The organism is Paenibacillus sp. J31P13, from assembly GCF_056269295.1.
On the sequence record NZ_JBWDNR010000002.1, the window covers coordinates 363,133 to 378,038 of the forward strand.

The window sequence follows — 14,906 nt, forward strand, 5'->3', positions numbered from 1 at the left end:
TCAGGTTGACAAGCATAGCCCTTCGGCTTATCCGATGCTATAATAGTTGTAAATTCATTTATGATAAAGATTAGGAGAATGGAACTACTATGGATGCTATGACAAAAATGTGGGTGTCGCTATTCGGAATAGGGATGATGGCGATCGCTGCTCTATTAATAACCTTTGCTCGTTTAAAGACGAAAGGTGTCGTTAAATTCACCATTTCATTGATCGCTTTTTTGGTACTAGTCATTGGATTTATTTGCGGCATCATTTCCATTATTTAATTAGAAGTACATAACAAGCGCCAATTACATACACAAAAAGGAGACATCGTCCTGTTATGATCGAATTAAAAGGTAGAACGAAGACAGCAGTAGTTGAAGCGGAAGAAGGATTAACGATTTTGGATCATGCGCTTAAGCATGAAGTTGATTGGGGCTTCTCATGTACAAGAGGAACATGCGCCCGTTGCCGTTGTTTGGTTACGGAAGGCGGAGAACATCTTGAAGAAATTACAGATGCAGAGTGGGATCGTCTGGAGCCAGAGGAGTTTGAGGAAGGTTATCGACTCGGCTGTCAAGCTATCGTGAAAACAGCGGATGCTCAAATAAAAGCTGTTAATAAAACGTATTTTTAAAAAAGGAAGTGCCGGCGATGACAGAATATGAACGCATTCAGAAAGCGCTGGCCGTCATTATACGAGCCACAGAGTCAAGTCCTGTTAAATGGATTGTCGGAGGCAGTGCAGGCCTGCTGCTACGCGGAATTCCATTGGAAGCAGAGCCGCGTGATTTAGATATTTATTGTGATGATGATGACGTTCATACTATTTATGAATTGCTAAATGAGTATGCTATTGATGAGCCAGAGTTAAGCATAACGGGTATGTATCGTTCTATCCTCTGCCATTTTGTTATTGAAGATGTGCAAGTAGAGCTTGTTGGCGGATTTGTCGTATCAGCTCAAGGCAGTCGTTATGAAACAGCTGTCAGAGAGCTGTTACTGCCTTTAGGCAAGCGAGTAACTTGGGATGGAAATGCTCTTGAGACCATTGTTGTGCCGCTTGCGCATGAACTATGGTTTAATTACCTACGGGATCGTATGGATCGCGTTCAAGTCATTTTAAAAGCATTTGCCGAATTGCCTGCATCGCATGAAAATGCGCTTAAAGCCATCGAATTAAACAATACGTTCACAGAGGAAGCAAAGCGCAACCTACACGAATGGTTGTTTAGAGAGAAAGAGGCAGGTGGCTTAAGATGAATGGAGAGGTAACATTTTGGCCATCAGGCCGGTCTATAAAGGTTAAGCCAGGTACAACGCTGCTAGACGCCGCCAGACGCGCTAACGTATCCATACGTACGCGTTGTGGAGGCAAAGCGGCCTGCTTCATGTGTAAGGTCGCTGTTCGTCCTGAAAGCGAGCTGCAGCCAATCGGTGATATGGAAAGACGCAAGCTTTCCGGCTTAGATGGTGAACATTTTAGGCTGGCATGTCAAGCAAGAGTCGCAGGCAAGGTGGATGTAGAGATTCCTTTGGATCCTCTTCGAGCAGCTGTAGCACGTCAGCTCGCCAGACAGGCCGAGGAAAGCGACGATTTATGGTAAGCGATTGCTTACGAGTAGGTTTGCTAAGCAAACCTTTAGATCATGCTTACGAAGCAGGTTTTCTACGAAAACCTTTAGGAGGATAAAATGAGTTTATTTAAAATGGGACGTTCGCTCCGCTTTGCTCGGCCTTTGGCGGTAATGATTGCTTCAGTGATGATGGTATTATCATTGTCAGGCTGCTTATATCCAGAGGATCAGAAGAAGCAAAATCTCGTCGCTCCAAAAGAAGCGGTACGTAATGTACAAGAGGCAATAAAGCAATATCAGGCTGAAACGGGCATGCTCCCTATCAAAAATAGCAGCGTGGACACGCCAATCTATGAGAAATTCAATGTAGACTTTACGAAGCTGCAAAGAACGGGATATTTAAGCGATATTCCTACTGCTGCTTTTGAAAAGGGCGGCAATTATTATTTTATCGTTATTGATGAAGAGTCGAATCCACGAATCAAGCTGATGGATATCGTAACCTTTCAACAAATCAATGATATCCAAACATGGGTAACAGCCTTTATTCAGAGTAAAGGTGAGCTTCCCAAAGGTGAGCTAATGTATCCCGGCTACTATCAAATAGATTTTAAAAGTATGAAGAAAACGTCACCAATGATTCGCAGTGTATTTTCAGGGCAAGCGCTGCAAGCGCTTGTAGACGACAACGGAGTCGTGTACACGGATTATGGCATTGATATTATGCAATTAATTCAGAAGAGCGGTAAAACAGATTTTGACGCGAAGCTGGATCTTCGGCAACTGTTGGTTGACGGTTCGGAATTCGTTCCGGTCAAAGCTCCTGTCTATCATTGGATAAATAATGAGCCCCAAGCTGCCAAGTAACGGACAAGCTCATCATTTACAGTTTTACAAATTATATAGTAACAATCAACCTCTTCGTGACGTTATGTCACGAGGAGGTTTTTTTGTTTGTTTCTGTTCTAGCAATGTCCTATTGTTCATATAATTCAATCTTGGAAGGGAAGTTAACTGAGATGAAAAAAAGATTTCGTAGAAGGAATCGTCATAATCGGAGAGCTTGCACATAAGATGTTACTAGTCCAAAAAAGCATGTACGAGTTGCGTCGCTGGCCTGCCCTATTGACCGGTGGATGGCGGCGAACCGGAAAATCAATTGGGAGGGGATATTCAGTGGAGAAAGTAGACATTTTCAAGGACATAGCCGAACGAACTGGTGGGGATATTTACCTCGGAGTTGTCGGGGCTGTCCGTACGGGCAAATCAACATTTATTAAAAGATTTATGGAGACGGTTGTGCTTCCGAACATTGCTAACGAATCAGACCGTGTAAGAGCTGTGGACGAACTTCCTCAAAGCGCTGCGGGTAAAACGATTATGACAACTGAGCCTAAATTTGTTCCTAATCAAGCAGTGCAGCTCAAGGTTACCGATGGACTTGAGGTAAATGTGAGATTGGTTGATTGCGTCGGATATGCCGTAGAGGGCGCAAAAGGCTATGAGGATGAAAATGGTCCGCGGATGATTACAACTCCTTGGTTTGATGAGCCGATCCCATTTCAAGAAGCAGCAGAGATTGGAACGCGTAAAGTTATTCAAGAGCACTCTACGTTAGGTGTTGTTGTAACAACAGACGGAACTATTGCAGAAATTCCGCGCAGCTCCTATGTTGTTGCCGAAGAGCGTGTCATTAACGAGCTGAAGGAAGTCGGAAAGCCATTCGTGCTTATCATTAACTCTACAAGACCGAAGGGCGAAGAAGCTTTGCAGCTTCGAAATGAGCTGCAAGCCAAATACGATATTCCGGTCATGACGTTAAGCGTAGCCACGATGGGTGAAGAAGAGGTCGTATCCGTTCTGCGTGAGGTGCTCTACGAGTTCCCTGTTCATGAGGTTAACGTTAACCTGCCAAGCTGGGTCATGGTACTCAATGACAATCACTGGCTGAGAAGCAACTACGAGAGCTCCGTTCGCGATACTGTGAAGGATATCCGTCGCTTGCGTGATGTTGATCGTGTTGTAACGCAGTTCATGGAATATGATTTCATTGCTCGCGCAGGATTGAGCGGCATGAACATGGGGCAAGGTGTAGCAGAAATTGATCTGTATGCGCCCGATGAGCTTTATGATCGCATTTTGATGGAGGTAGTCGGTGTCGAGATTCGAGGCAAAGATCATTTGCTTCAGCTGATGCAGGATTTCTCCCATGCCAAACGGGAATATGATCGCTTTGCTGAAGCGCTTGAGATGGTCAAAACAACGGGTTACGGCATTGCGGCACCATCACTCGCAGAAATGGCGCTCGACGAGCCTGAGCTAATTCGACAAGGCTCAAGATTTGGCGTTCGATTGAAGGCAACAGCACCATCTATCCATATGATCCGCGTCGATGTAGAATCGGAGTTCGCTCCGATTATCGGTACGGAGAAGCAAAGTGAAGAATTAGTCAGATACTTAATGCAGGACTTTGAGAATGACCCGATTAAAATTTGGGAGTCTGATATTTTTGGTCGCTCTCTGCATTCCATCGTTAGGGAAGGCATTCAAGGCAAAATTGCAATGATGCCGGATAATGCGCGCTATAAGCTTCAAGAGACGCTTGGGCGTATTATTAACGAAGGATCTGGTGGCTTGATCGCAATCATTCTCTAACAAAATAAAGGCAATAGAGCAATAAATCGCTTCGATTTTTGAAGCGGTTTATTTGTTTTAGCGGAAATATAGGTTTATACTTGAAATTGCTAAACGGCTGTATTACTATAGGTTTGTTCGGTCGAAGGTATATTTAGTAAGTTTTCCGTTAATAAGAGGGATATGATGAGTTTTTATATGCTTACGAAGCAAGTTTTGCTTCGCAAAACTTTAGGTCAATGCTTACGAAGCAAGTTTTGCTTCGCAAAACTTTTAAGGAGGTGAAACAATGAACAAAACTGATTTGATTACCAAAGTAGCTGAATTGACTGATCTGTCGAAGAAAGATGCAACGAAAGCGGTTGATGCCGTTTTTGATGCGATTTCCGATGCGCTGCAAAGCGGAGATAAAGTGCAATTGGTTGGATTTGGTAACTTCGAAGTTCGCGAACGTCAAGCCCGTAAAGGCCGCAACCCGCAAACAGGAGATCCTATCGATATTGCAGCAAGCAAAACGCCTGCTTTTAAACCAGGAAAATCACTTAAGGACCTCGTATCCAATTAAGCATACCTTTGGAAAAGACGCTCGAACGGACTGCCGTTCGAGCGTCTTTTGTATAGAATGATGGAGAAGAGATTGCACAAAACTTCGACTTCCTCTATAATTCACATGGATAGTTTGGAATATCGGATGCGGAGGGATCATGATGGAGCCTACAACTGGCGAGTATATTATCGTAAAAGCAAAGGATCAAGGTGTGCAAGTCATCGGTTTAACACGCGGACAGGATACAAAATTTCATCATACGGAAAAGCTGGACAAGAATGAAATTTTAATTTGTCAATTTACGGATCATACCTCTGCGATAAAAATTCGCGGTAAAGCCGTAGTCATGACGAAGTATGGGACGATGGAAACCGATCAGTAACAGAGAAAATGCAAGGCAGGCGATGCCTGCTTTTTTTTTGCCCGTTAACGATCCGAATAATCACTACGCAACGCTCGTACAATGTTGTATGAGTTGTTTTCGCGATGACGAAACTTTATAAGAGTAATGTCAGGTGTATTTATTATTTGGAGGTGCCGGGTGAAAATTATAAAACCATTGCTTACCGCCTGCATGGCAGCGCTAGCGGTTACATTGTTGCTTACATGGCTGCCAAAGGCTGCACGTGAGCAAACGTTGCATAATAACGATATAGCTGTGTTTAAAGCAACGCCAGTCGTACGTTTGACTAACGATAATCTAGTTGACGTACTGCTCACCGCGGGGCTTAATGAACGATTGAGTAAAGTGGAGTGGAACAATGGGATATTGTCTCTTACGATGAGGGTGGATGCAGACAAGGGTAGACCATCAGTCTGGTTTGACGATGTGGAGAAGCTGCTTCGTGTCTCCTTTCTGCAGCTGGATAATGTTAAACGTGTGCTTATCCGTATTGTTGAGGATCGTTCGAATAATAGGGAGTTATTGGCAGCGGTTGATGTCAGAAAAACAGATACCTGGCTCGAAAGTGAAATGAATTTGCTTTCACATGCGGATGCGATTCATGACGAGCTCTGGCGGAAGCGATTAAGAGTTAGCTTTACGAATGCATGGGAAGACAGAATTGGTCCGATATCGGGATATACTGTAAAGCCTTCCTCCATTTCGTAGTTTTTAGTATGCTGCATGTTGCAATTTGTTGAACAAGAAGCTTGAACCGTATGTTCTTTAGAATAAGTTGTGCTATAATAGTTTAGATTATTGAGCGGCGATTTGCGCTTCTCTGTTCGGAGGCTTACCCTATGAAACCATACCGTATACCAGAATTAGCTCGAAAGTACGTAGAATATGACATGATCCAAAAACATACGGAGCTTCCCGATCTTTCGGATGCCAGACTTCGTTTACTTTATGCTTTTCTTAGTCAACAGAATGATTTAGCTAAGCATAGTGAACTTTATACACTCGTCATATCACTTGTTCAATTAGGCATGGATACGCATGATCTTATCGACACGGATGAGGAGAACCGTCTTGGATCCAAGATGCGCTCTAGACAGCTCAAGGTGCTTGCCGGAGACTATTTAAGTGCTAGATTTTATCAATTGCTCTCAGAAGCCAGTCAAATTAATATGGTCTCACGGATTAGCAATGCCGTAAGCGAGGTTAATAGGCTGAAAGTGAACCTTTATGTTCGTATGAGACAAATGAAAGTGAATGCAGAGGATTACTTACATGCATCCGTTCAACTGCGCAGCACGTTGTTTTACATTTTCACAGACCTGCTGGAAGGTAAATGGTCCCGAGTTTGGCCAGACGTGCTTGCAGAAGTTAGCCGCTGTGAAGTTTTACTTGATGAAATAGTTCGAAGCGAAGGTCCTGCCCGGTTTAATAAAAGCTGGGCTTACTGGCATGTCATGCAGATGGGTTCAGACGAGGAACGCGAGCAGCTTGCTCAGCGTGCCAATGACCCGGTTCTAATTGAAAGCTTGGTAGACAAATATAAGGTGCGGATTCAACTCACAGAGAAGCTGGAATATTCAACTGCTGCTGTGAAGGCTGCTGCTGTGGAGCTGGGATCGGATCATTTGATAAGCGAGTGTTCGCAAATTATCAATGATTTGATGAGCAAGCGAAACGGTTTTACGCCTGCACTCAACGAGACGAGGTGACTAGAACGATGGATTCGAATTCAAAAAGCCATGTGCATAGCGTTTTTGAAACGATAGCACCGAAGTATGACTTGATGAACGACTTGATTAGTTTTCGCAGACATAAAGCATGGCGCAAATTCACGATGAAAAAGATGAATGTAAAGCCTGGACAAACTGCCTTGGACCTGTGCTGCGGCACTTGTGACTGGGCAATTGGACTTGCTGACGCAAGTGTGACAGGCAACATCATTGGACTGGATTTCAGTCAAAACATGCTGGATGTTGGTGCTGCAAAGATCAAAAAGCTGGGCTTGACTGATCAGATATCACTGGTGCAGGGAAATGCAATGAGCCTGCCTTTCGAAGATAATACTTTTGATTACGTTACAATTGGCTTTGGGCTTCGGAATGTGCCGGATTATTTGCAGGTTTTAAAAGAAATGCGACGCGTGGTTAAACCTGGCGGCAAAGTGGTTTGTCTTGAGGTGTCCAAGCCTACCTGGCAACCGTTTAAAGGTATGTACAACTTTTATTTTGGACGGATATTGCCGCTTATAGGCAAGTTTGTAGCCAAAAACTTTAAGGAATACAAGTGGCTGCCGGAATCACTCAAAATGTTCCCAGGTAGAAGGGAGCTTGCTGAGCTGTTCGAAGAGGCTGGGCTGCAGCAGGTTAAGGCGTACCCGCTTACAGGTGGAGTAGCGGCGCTACATATGGGAACAAAGGAGTAGAAGCAGCAATGATTCGCAAAATCGGCATTATTTTTGAAATGATAAAGTTTGAACATACTGTTTTCGCATTGCCATTCGCTTTTATGGGTGCTATTTTAGGCACTGTAGTCATGGAACAACGGCTCCCAACATGGGCAGAGATTGGTTGGATTACGCTTGCTATGTTTGGTGCACGAAGCGCAGCAATGAGCTTGAATCGTCTGATTGATAAAGCAATTGACCTTCGTAACCCTCGAACGGAGAAGCGTGCTCTTCCAGCAGGATTGCTTAAATCCGCTGAGGTTTTGCTATTTATTATTGTTTCATTCGTTTTGTTGTTTGTAGCAACGGCTAACTTGGCGCCAATTGCGCTCAAATTGATGCCAATCGCTGTCGCACTTCTGGTTTTATATTCGTATACAAAAAGATTTACTTGGCTATGTCATATCGTACTCGGTTTTACAATTGGATTATCTCCTCTTGGGGGCTGGGTTGCGGTTACTGGGCAGTTTGATCTTGCAGCGTGGCTGCTTTATATTACAGTAGCATTATGGATTGCTGGCTTTGATATTATCTATGCGACACAAGATTTCGAATATGACCGTAATGCAGGCTTGCATTCCATTCCTGCACGATTTGGGATTAAGGGCGCCCTTTGGATCGCTCGCTCCTTGCATGTCGTGACAGCAATCGGATTTATTTCACTGTTTTGGTTAACGGAGCTTAGCTGGATGTATCTTTTGGGCACGCTAATCTCAATTGCTTTATTGTTCTACCAACACTGGTTAGTGAAGCCTAATGATCTTTCCCGAGTTCAAACCGCCTTTTTCGGAATGAATGGGACACTAAGCGTTGTACTGTTTCTATTTACGATTGCCGATTTACTGGTGTTTAACAAATGGTAATGGAGAGCGTGAGCGCAGGAAAAGCAAACTGGACGCAGCGCTGGGTTGTAGGCATTACCGGTGCAAGCGGCTCTATTTATGGCATCAGACTCATTCAAGAGCTGCTTCGGTTAAGCTACGAGGTTCATCTTGTTATTACTGAGGCTGGCTGGAGAGTACTGAAAGAAGAATTAGGCTGGGAAACCAGCCGCCGTCAAGCTGCGATTGAGCAGCATTTTAGTGAGGCAATTGCGAATGGCACACTTATTTTTCATCCTAACGCAGACATAGGTGCAAGCATCGCGAGCGGCTCTTTTCGAGTACAAGGAATGGCAATTATTCCTTGCTCGATGGGTACGCTCGCTTCTATTGCTCAGGGCAGTTCAAATAATTTGCTGACAAGAGCAGCAGATGTAATGCTTAAGGAAAACAGGAATCTTTTGCTTGTACCTCGGGAAACACCGCTGCATGCGATCCATTTGGAGAATATGCTTAAGCTTTCTCGTTTAGGTGTGAAAATGATTCCAGCTATGCCCGCTTTTTATTATAAGCCACAATCGATGGCGGAAATGATTGATTTTCTAGTTGGTAAAGTATTAGACAACATGGGCATTGATCATCATTTATACAGAAGATGGGGAGATGAACAGAATGGGCATGAATCGCCCGATCACCATCGGAAGAATTGATTACGCAAATGCATGGCCACTCTTTCATGGTTTAGAAGAGCGAATGATTTCGAGCAACTATGAGGTAATTTCACGTGTGCCTTCTGAATTAAATCGAATGCTTCAGGTAGGCGAACTGGATATATCAGCGATTTCGTCCTTCTCTTATGGACAAAATGCAGAAAATTATGTACTCTTGCCAGAGTTGTCAGTGGGTTCAATTGGCAAGGTGAATTCCATCCTTTTATTTTTGAAACGACCGATAGAAGAAAAAAGACCTCAAAGCATTGCAGTCACTACGGCGTCTGCAACGTCTACTCATTTATTGAAAATTATTATGAGTATGTATTTTGAATGCAATCCGGAATATGTTCGTGCTGAGCCTTCTCTTGACAAGATGTTAGAGAATTCGGATGCCGCTCTCATCATTGGAGATCCAGCTATTGAAGCTTCATGGCGTAACCATGGTCTGCATGTCATAGATTTGGGTCAATTATGGAATGAGTGGACAGGGCTCGGTATGACATATGCTGTGGTTGCAGCACGCAAAGAAATTGTCATGCAAGCTCCCGAAGATGTACATGCTGTATATAAGTCACTAATTGCGAGCAAACAATATAATAAAGATCATTTAAATCCGTTAATTGAAAATGCTTGTTCACAGCTTGGTGGGAAATCGACATACTGGCAGGGGTATTTTAAATCGCTTCAATATGATTTTGGGAGCAAGCTGCAAGAGGGATTAAAGTTGTATTTTAACTATTCGAAGCAGTTGAACTTGCTTACGAACGATGTGGAGCTTACTTTTTTTGAAGACCAATCTGCCCAATAGGTGAAAGAATGAAACTACTTGACTTGTATGCAAAGATGAAAGGTGATCTCAATCAAATAGAGCATGAGCTAGAGCGCAGCGTGTCAGATGACCATGTGCTCTTGAGTGAAGCCTCCTTACACTTGCTCAAAGCGGGCGGGAAAAGGATCAGACCCGTTGTTGTTTTGCTTTCGGGTAAGTTTGGCGACTATCAGCTTGATGTGATGAAGCAGATTGCTGTGCCTCTTGAGCTGATACATATGGCATCTCTGGTTCATGATGATGTCATTGATGATGCTGAAACAAGACGTGGACAGCTGACTGTAAAATCGAAGTGGGATAACCGTATTGCCATGTATACAGGAGATTATATTCATGGCAAAGCACTATCGATCGCGGCTGGTCTACCGAATCCGCAAATCCATCAAATTTTATCGAATGCGCTTGTTCAAATGTGTATTGGAGAAATGGAACAAATTCGCGATTTCTTCAATACGGATCAAACCATTCGAAATTATTTGCTTCGAATAAGACGTAAAACAGCGCTTCTCATTGCAATAAGCTGTCAGCTTGGTGCTGTTGCAGCTAGTGCAGATCAGAAGACGGCTAATCAGCTTTACCGTTTTGGTTATAACTTGGGTATGGCTTTTCAAATACGCGATGATTTATTGGATCTTTACGGAACTGAGAAGCAGATCGGTAAGCCGCCTGGCTCCGATATGCGACAAGGCAATATTACATTACCGGTTATTTTAGCATTAAAGGATCTTAACATTCGAGAATCGCTTCTCAAAGAAATTGCTCTTATTCAAGAGTATGGCGGACAAAAGGATGCCAGCCGGGCCATTGATATTATCCGTAAAAGCAAGGGTGGAGACTTAGCAGATCAGCTTGCTAATCGCTACATCAAAAAATCACTGCTTGCATTAGAGGGATTACCTAATATAACAGCGAAGAAGAATCTGATTGATATCGCGCATTTTGTTGGAAAACGCAATTATTAATAGTTGAAATTAGAAAGGAATGGTTATGGATGGAAAGAACGTTTCTGATGATTAAACCAGACGGTATACAACGGGGATTAATAGGTGAGATTGTATCGAGGTTTGAGAGAAAGGGACTACAGCTATCCGCAGCTAAATTTATGATGATCAGCAAAGAGCTTGCTGAAACGCATTATGCTGAGCATAAAGGCAAGGGGTTCTATGAGCCATTGCTTGAGTTTGTTACATCAGGTCCTGTGTTTGCAATGGTGTGGCAGGGAGACAATGTCATCGCTCTGACTCGAGCGCTTATCGGTAAGACGGATGCGGTTGAAGCATTCCCTGGAACGATTCGTTCTGATTTTGCTGTGCATACCAACTTCAATTTAATTCATGGCTCGGATTCGGCAGAGAATGCAGAAAGAGAAATCGGTATTTTCTTCTCGCCAAACGAGCTTATCGATTATGAACATACGATTCAACGCTGGATTTAAAACATAACTTGTCAGCAATGGAGGAAACAATGCCAGAGGATCGTGATTTTGCACAATTTATAGTTCGGATAAAGCAAAAGACCGACATCGATTTGTCTCAGTACAAGGAAGCTCAAATGAAACGCAGACTAACGACGCTGAGATCCAAGCATGGGTTTGATACATTTGAAGCATACTGGAAGGCTATTGAGCAGAGCAAAAGCTTATTGAATGAGTTTTTGGACCGGATGACGATCAATGTATCCGAGTTTTGGAGAAACCCTTCCCGGTGGGAGGTGCTTCAAAATCGGTTTTTGCCTGAGATGATGAGCGCAAGCTCACGTCTTAAGATTTGGAGTGCCGCATGCTCGACGGGTGAGGAGCCTTACACTCTTGCGATGATACTGTCGGAGCTTGGCGCGCTGCAGCGATCCTCGTTGTTAGCGACTGATTTAGACATGAATGTGCTTCAAAAGGCAATGACAGGCAGCTATTTGGAGCGTTCGCTCCGAGATGTTCCCCCAACTAGTCGTCAAAAGTATTTTAAACAGGCTGACGGGGCATTCCTTATTTCAGATTCTTTAAAGCAATTTATATCATTTAAGCAGCAAAATCTATTGCATGATACATTCGATAGTTCATTCGATTTAATCGTTTGCCGCAATGTTATGATTTATTTTACCGAAGAAGCGAAGCACCTGCTTTATCATAAGTTTGCTAAGGCATTAAAACCCGGCGGACTTCTATTCGTTGGCAGTACGGAACAAATCTTCTCTCCTGCGCAGTATGGCTTTGAGACTGCTGATACTTTTTTTTACAGACGAATCGGGATGTAATGTATATGGATTTCTTTCTTCTCCAATACTAGTCATAATGCAAACGACTTGGAGGATGAAGCAGCAGATGGATAAGCGTAAAGTAATTGCGGCCTATAGGTGTGGTTTTATTTCCATTCAAGAATGCGCGCAAATTATTGGTGTGGACAGCGGACAGATGACAAGGCTTGTTAATGACCCATCGTTAATGATCGATAGCACAAAGCTGCTTGAGAAAAAGTCAGTAAGCAGTTAATTAGGTGCAGATAGCCGAAGCCGGCTTGATTGTCTTCTTTTTGAAGGCAGTTAAGCTGGCTTCTTTTTGTGAGCAAGAAGCCTCGGGAAGACATTGCAAATTGTTGTCAAACCTGAAGCGCTGTACTATAATGAGCAAAGATGTTTAGTGCAGTAAAGCATAGCAGGCGCTTATAGACTTGCTTGAAGGAGGAGCTTTGATTGAGTTTAAGGTATTTGACAGCGGGAGAAACACATGGTCCCCAATTAACAGCTATAATTGAAGGCTTGCCAAGCAATTTGACAATTGATTTTGAAGAATTGAATTTCCAGCTGCATCGTCGCCAGAAGGGTCATGGTCGTGGCCGTCGCATGCAGATCGAGAAAGATACAGCGAACATCGTTGGAGGCGTGCGTCATGGTAGAACGACAGGTGCGCCAGTAGCTGTTATTGTCGCTAATAATGACTGGAAGCATTGGACGTCGGTCATGAATATTGAGCCTATTGAAGGCAGCGATGAAGAGAAGCGTCGTGTGAATCGTCCTCGTCCAGGTCATGCCGATCTGAACGGTGGTTTGAAATATGATTTGAAGGATTTGCGTAACGTTCTGGAGCGTTCAAGCGCTCGTGAAACGGCTGCGCGTGTTGCAGTTGGTGCAGTAGCTCGTCAATTTCTTGCTGAGTTCGGCATTAAAGTAGCTGGACAAGTTATTCGCATTGGAGAAATCGAAGCGCCTGCTAATCAATTGCCTGTTGATGATTTGATCCGTCTGACGGAGGAATCCTCTGTTCGAGTTGTGGACAAGGAAACGGAACAGAAGATGATGGATTACATCGATCAAATTAAAGCCGAAGGTGATTCCATCGGCGGTATCGTGGAATGTATCATTGAAGGCGTTCCTATCGGTCTTGGCAGCCATGTGCAGTGGGACCGCAAGCTGGATGGCCGCATTGCGCAAGCCGTTGTTTCAATCAATGCTTTCAAAGGCTGTGAAATCGGCATTGGCTTTGAAGCTGCTAAGCTTCGCGGCTCGCAGGTGCATGATGAAATCATGTATGAAGCAGAGCGTGGCTATCATCGTGCAACCAATCGTCTTGGCGGCTTCGAGGGCGGTATGACCAATGGTGAGCAGATTGTTGTTCGCGGTGTTATGAAGCCTATCCCAACGCTGTATAAGCCTTTGCGCAGCGTGGATATTGATACGAAGGAACCGTTTACTGCTCAAGTAGAACGCTCTGACAGCTGCGCAGTACCGGCTGCAAGTGTAGTTATGGAGCATGTTGTCGCTTGGGAAGTTGCCAAGGCGTTTCTTGAGAAGTTTGGAGGAGACTCCATTGAAGAAATCCGTGCTAACTTGAACAATTATCTTGATCAGTTGGGACGGTACTAAGTATGCGTGAGCTCACAGTCGATCTAGGTGACCGCTCTTATCCCATTTATTTCGGTGAAGGTCTCTTGCAAGAGGCTTCTGCCTATTTCATAAAGAACGGAATTAGTACTAAATCACCGCTTATGATTATTACAGACACTAATTTATCGGAGTCACATTTGCAGGTGCTCGAAGCTGAGCTTGCAAAAGGAGGCTTTCAAACGGTTAGCGTCGTTGTTCCCTCAGGTGAGAAATCGAAGTCACTCAGCATGCTGGAGCATCTCGTGACGAAAGCATTAGAGGCAGGACTTGATCGCAAGTCTACCATCGTTGCTTTAGGCGGAGGAGTAGTTGGTGATCTTGCCGGCTATGTCGCAGCCTCATATATGAGAGGAATCAAATTCGTTCAAGTTCCGACAACGATTTTGGCGCATGACAGCAGTGTTGGCGGCAAAGTAGCAGTCAACCATCCGCTTGCCAAAAATATTATCGGAGCCTTTCATCAGCCGGAGCTCGTATTGTATGATTTGAATACGCTACAAACTTTGCCTATAAGAGAAGTCAAGGCTGGCTTGTCTGAAGTAATCAAACATGGACTTATTTGGGATGAAAGCTTTGTGGATTGGTGCGAGGAGAATGCGGAACGCTTGCTTGCGCTCGATCCTGAAGCATTGGGTTATGCGTTATTCAAAGGCAGCAGCGTAAAGGCAACTGTTGTATCACAGGATGAGCGAGAAAACGGTCTGCGGGCTATATTGAATCTGGGTCATACGATTGGTCATGCCTTAGAAGCGGTAGCAGGCTATAATGAGCTTCTGCACGGTGAAGCTATATCAATCGGCATGATTGGTTCGGCTAAGCTTGGGGTGCGTTATGGAGCGCCTGAAGAGGTGTACACGGTAACGAAGCGTGTATTTGAGAAGACCGGTCTTCCGACTCGTTTACCCGCGCACTTTGACGTTGATGCAATTATGAATGCCATGATGCATGATAAGAAATTTAGTGAAGGAACAATGGTATTCGTTGTTCCCACTGCAATAGGCAAGGTTGAAATCAAATCTGATGTTCCTGTGCAATGGATACGTGAGATTGTAGAGGAATTGAAGCTGGAGGGTTAATG

At 44.0% G+C, this 14,906-nt stretch carries 20 protein-coding genes; all 20 read left to right on the forward strand.

From position 1 onward, the window contains the following. The first annotated feature begins 89 nt into the window (after positions 1–89). The 20 genes from AC0YOD_RS07865 (at position 90) to aroB (ending at position 14,904) form a co-directional block, all read left to right on the forward strand. On the forward strand, positions 90–269 hold the full coding sequence (locus AC0YOD_RS07865) for a DUF2768 family protein (protein ID WP_475798719.1): 180 nt from the start codon (positions 90–92) through the stop codon (positions 267–269). A gap of 56 nt (positions 270–325) precedes the next feature. Then, the gene (locus AC0YOD_RS07870; RefSeq protein ID WP_475798720.1) at positions 326–622 is read left to right on the forward strand and encodes a 2Fe-2S iron-sulfur cluster-binding protein; all 297 of its coding nucleotides are present in this window, start codon (positions 326–328) and stop codon (positions 620–622) included. Between the two features lie 17 nt (positions 623–639). Continuing rightward, on the forward strand, positions 640–1,248 hold the full coding sequence (locus AC0YOD_RS07875; protein ID WP_475798721.1) for a nucleotidyltransferase domain-containing protein: 609 nt from the start codon (positions 640–642) through the stop codon (positions 1,246–1,248). After that, a complete protein-coding gene (locus AC0YOD_RS07880; RefSeq protein ID WP_475798722.1) occupies positions 1,245–1,592 on the forward strand; it encodes a 2Fe-2S iron-sulfur cluster-binding protein in 348 nt (115 codons plus the stop codon). The genes AC0YOD_RS07875 and AC0YOD_RS07880 overlap by 4 nt, the downstream gene beginning before the upstream one ends. 87 nt (positions 1,593–1,679) lie before the next feature. After that, entirely contained in the window at positions 1,680–2,429 is a 750-nt protein-coding gene (locus tag AC0YOD_RS07885) for a hypothetical protein (protein ID WP_475798723.1), read from the forward strand. Between the two features lie 309 nt (positions 2,430–2,738). Continuing rightward, entirely contained in the window at positions 2,739–4,217 is a 1,479-nt protein-coding gene (gene spoIVA / locus AC0YOD_RS07890) for a stage IV sporulation protein A (protein WP_475798724.1), read from the forward strand. 268 nt (positions 4,218–4,485) lie between these two features. Then, complete coding sequence (locus tag AC0YOD_RS07895) at positions 4,486–4,761, forward strand: HU family DNA-binding protein (protein WP_076336385.1); 276 nt, start codon at positions 4,486–4,488, stop codon at positions 4,759–4,761. 142 nt (positions 4,762–4,903) lie between these two features. Next, complete coding sequence (mtrB, locus tag AC0YOD_RS07900; RefSeq protein ID WP_475798725.1) at positions 4,904–5,125, forward strand: trp RNA-binding attenuation protein MtrB; 222 nt, start codon at positions 4,904–4,906, stop codon at positions 5,123–5,125. Between the two features lie 159 nt (positions 5,126–5,284). Next, a complete protein-coding gene (locus AC0YOD_RS07905) occupies positions 5,285–5,854 on the forward strand; it encodes a hypothetical protein (RefSeq protein ID WP_475798726.1) in 570 nt (189 codons plus the stop codon). Positions 5,855–5,985: 131 nt separating this feature from the next. Beyond that, entirely contained in the window at positions 5,986–6,855 is an 870-nt protein-coding gene (locus AC0YOD_RS07910; protein ID WP_475798727.1) for a heptaprenyl diphosphate synthase component 1, read from the forward strand. Between the two features lie 8 nt (positions 6,856–6,863). Further along, complete coding sequence (locus tag AC0YOD_RS07915) at positions 6,864–7,568, forward strand: demethylmenaquinone methyltransferase (RefSeq protein WP_475798728.1); 705 nt, start codon at positions 6,864–6,866, stop codon at positions 7,566–7,568. Positions 7,569–7,576: 8 nt separating this feature from the next. Next, positions 7,577–8,452, forward strand: coding sequence for a UbiA-like polyprenyltransferase (locus AC0YOD_RS07920; protein ID WP_475798729.1), 876 nt, complete (start codon positions 7,577–7,579; stop codon positions 8,450–8,452). After that, positions 8,446–9,120, forward strand: coding sequence for a UbiX family flavin prenyltransferase (locus AC0YOD_RS07925; protein ID WP_475798730.1), 675 nt, complete (start codon positions 8,446–8,448; stop codon positions 9,118–9,120). The genes AC0YOD_RS07920 and AC0YOD_RS07925 overlap by 7 nt, the downstream gene beginning before the upstream one ends. Beyond that, positions 9,083–9,931 carry a menaquinone biosynthetic enzyme MqnA/MqnD family protein gene (locus AC0YOD_RS07930; protein WP_475798731.1) on the forward strand — a complete coding sequence of 283 codons (849 nt, stop codon included), beginning with the start codon at positions 9,083–9,085 and terminating at the stop codon, positions 9,929–9,931. Before AC0YOD_RS07925 ends, AC0YOD_RS07930 begins: the two co-directional genes overlap by 38 nt. 8 nt (positions 9,932–9,939) lie before the next feature. Further along, a complete protein-coding gene (locus AC0YOD_RS07935) occupies positions 9,940–10,914 on the forward strand; it encodes a polyprenyl synthetase family protein (protein ID WP_475798732.1) in 975 nt (324 codons plus the stop codon). 29 nt (positions 10,915–10,943) lie between these two features. Next, a complete protein-coding gene (ndk, locus tag AC0YOD_RS07940; protein WP_475798733.1) occupies positions 10,944–11,387 on the forward strand; it encodes a nucleoside-diphosphate kinase in 444 nt (147 codons plus the stop codon). A 29-nt stretch (positions 11,388–11,416) separates the two neighbouring features. After that, positions 11,417–12,202, forward strand: a complete 786-nt coding sequence (locus tag AC0YOD_RS07945; protein ID WP_475798734.1) for a CheR family methyltransferase — start codon at positions 11,417–11,419, stop codon at positions 12,200–12,202. A gap of 67 nt (positions 12,203–12,269) precedes the next feature. Continuing rightward, on the forward strand, positions 12,270–12,437 hold the full coding sequence (locus AC0YOD_RS07950; protein ID WP_475798735.1) for a hypothetical protein: 168 nt from the start codon (positions 12,270–12,272) through the stop codon (positions 12,435–12,437). Between the two features lie 200 nt (positions 12,438–12,637). Then, a complete protein-coding gene (gene aroC / locus AC0YOD_RS07955) occupies positions 12,638–13,807 on the forward strand; it encodes a chorismate synthase (RefSeq protein ID WP_475798736.1) in 1,170 nt (389 codons plus the stop codon). A 2-nt stretch (positions 13,808–13,809) separates the two neighbouring features. Next, positions 13,810–14,904, forward strand: coding sequence for a 3-dehydroquinate synthase (gene aroB, locus AC0YOD_RS07960; protein ID WP_475798737.1), 1,095 nt, complete (start codon positions 13,810–13,812; stop codon positions 14,902–14,904). Positions 14,905–14,906: the final 2 nt, after the last annotated feature.

Coding starts and splice junctions, on each gene's coding strand:
- AC0YOD_RS07865 (WP_475798719.1), top strand. CDS start 90: ATGGATGCTATGACAAAAATGTGGGTGTCGCTATTCGGAATAGGGATG.
- AC0YOD_RS07870 (WP_475798720.1), top strand. CDS start 326: ATGATCGAATTAAAAGGTAGAACGAAGACAGCAGTAGTTGAAGCGGAA.
- AC0YOD_RS07875 (WP_475798721.1), top strand. CDS start 640: ATGACAGAATATGAACGCATTCAGAAAGCGCTGGCCGTCATTATACGA.
- AC0YOD_RS07880 (WP_475798722.1), top strand. CDS start 1,245: ATGAATGGAGAGGTAACATTTTGGCCATCAGGCCGGTCTATAAAGGTT.
- AC0YOD_RS07885 (WP_475798723.1), top strand. CDS start 1,680: ATGAGTTTATTTAAAATGGGACGTTCGCTCCGCTTTGCTCGGCCTTTG.
- AC0YOD_RS07895 (WP_076336385.1), top strand. CDS start 4,486: ATGAACAAAACTGATTTGATTACCAAAGTAGCTGAATTGACTGATCTG.
- mtrB (WP_475798725.1), top strand. CDS start 4,904: ATGGAGCCTACAACTGGCGAGTATATTATCGTAAAAGCAAAGGATCAA.
- AC0YOD_RS07910 (WP_475798727.1), top strand. CDS start 5,986: ATGAAACCATACCGTATACCAGAATTAGCTCGAAAGTACGTAGAATAT.
- AC0YOD_RS07915 (WP_475798728.1), top strand. CDS start 6,864: ATGGATTCGAATTCAAAAAGCCATGTGCATAGCGTTTTTGAAACGATA.
- AC0YOD_RS07920 (WP_475798729.1), top strand. CDS start 7,577: ATGATTCGCAAAATCGGCATTATTTTTGAAATGATAAAGTTTGAACAT.
- AC0YOD_RS07925 (WP_475798730.1), top strand. CDS start 8,446: ATGGTAATGGAGAGCGTGAGCGCAGGAAAAGCAAACTGGACGCAGCGC.
- AC0YOD_RS07930 (WP_475798731.1), top strand. CDS start 9,083: ATGGGCATGAATCGCCCGATCACCATCGGAAGAATTGATTACGCAAAT.
- AC0YOD_RS07935 (WP_475798732.1), top strand. CDS start 9,940: ATGAAACTACTTGACTTGTATGCAAAGATGAAAGGTGATCTCAATCAA.
- ndk (WP_475798733.1), top strand. CDS start 10,944: ATGGAAAGAACGTTTCTGATGATTAAACCAGACGGTATACAACGGGGA.
- AC0YOD_RS07945 (WP_475798734.1), top strand. CDS start 11,417: ATGCCAGAGGATCGTGATTTTGCACAATTTATAGTTCGGATAAAGCAA.
- AC0YOD_RS07950 (WP_475798735.1), top strand. CDS start 12,270: ATGGATAAGCGTAAAGTAATTGCGGCCTATAGGTGTGGTTTTATTTCC.
- aroB (WP_475798737.1), top strand. CDS start 13,810: ATGCGTGAGCTCACAGTCGATCTAGGTGACCGCTCTTATCCCATTTAT.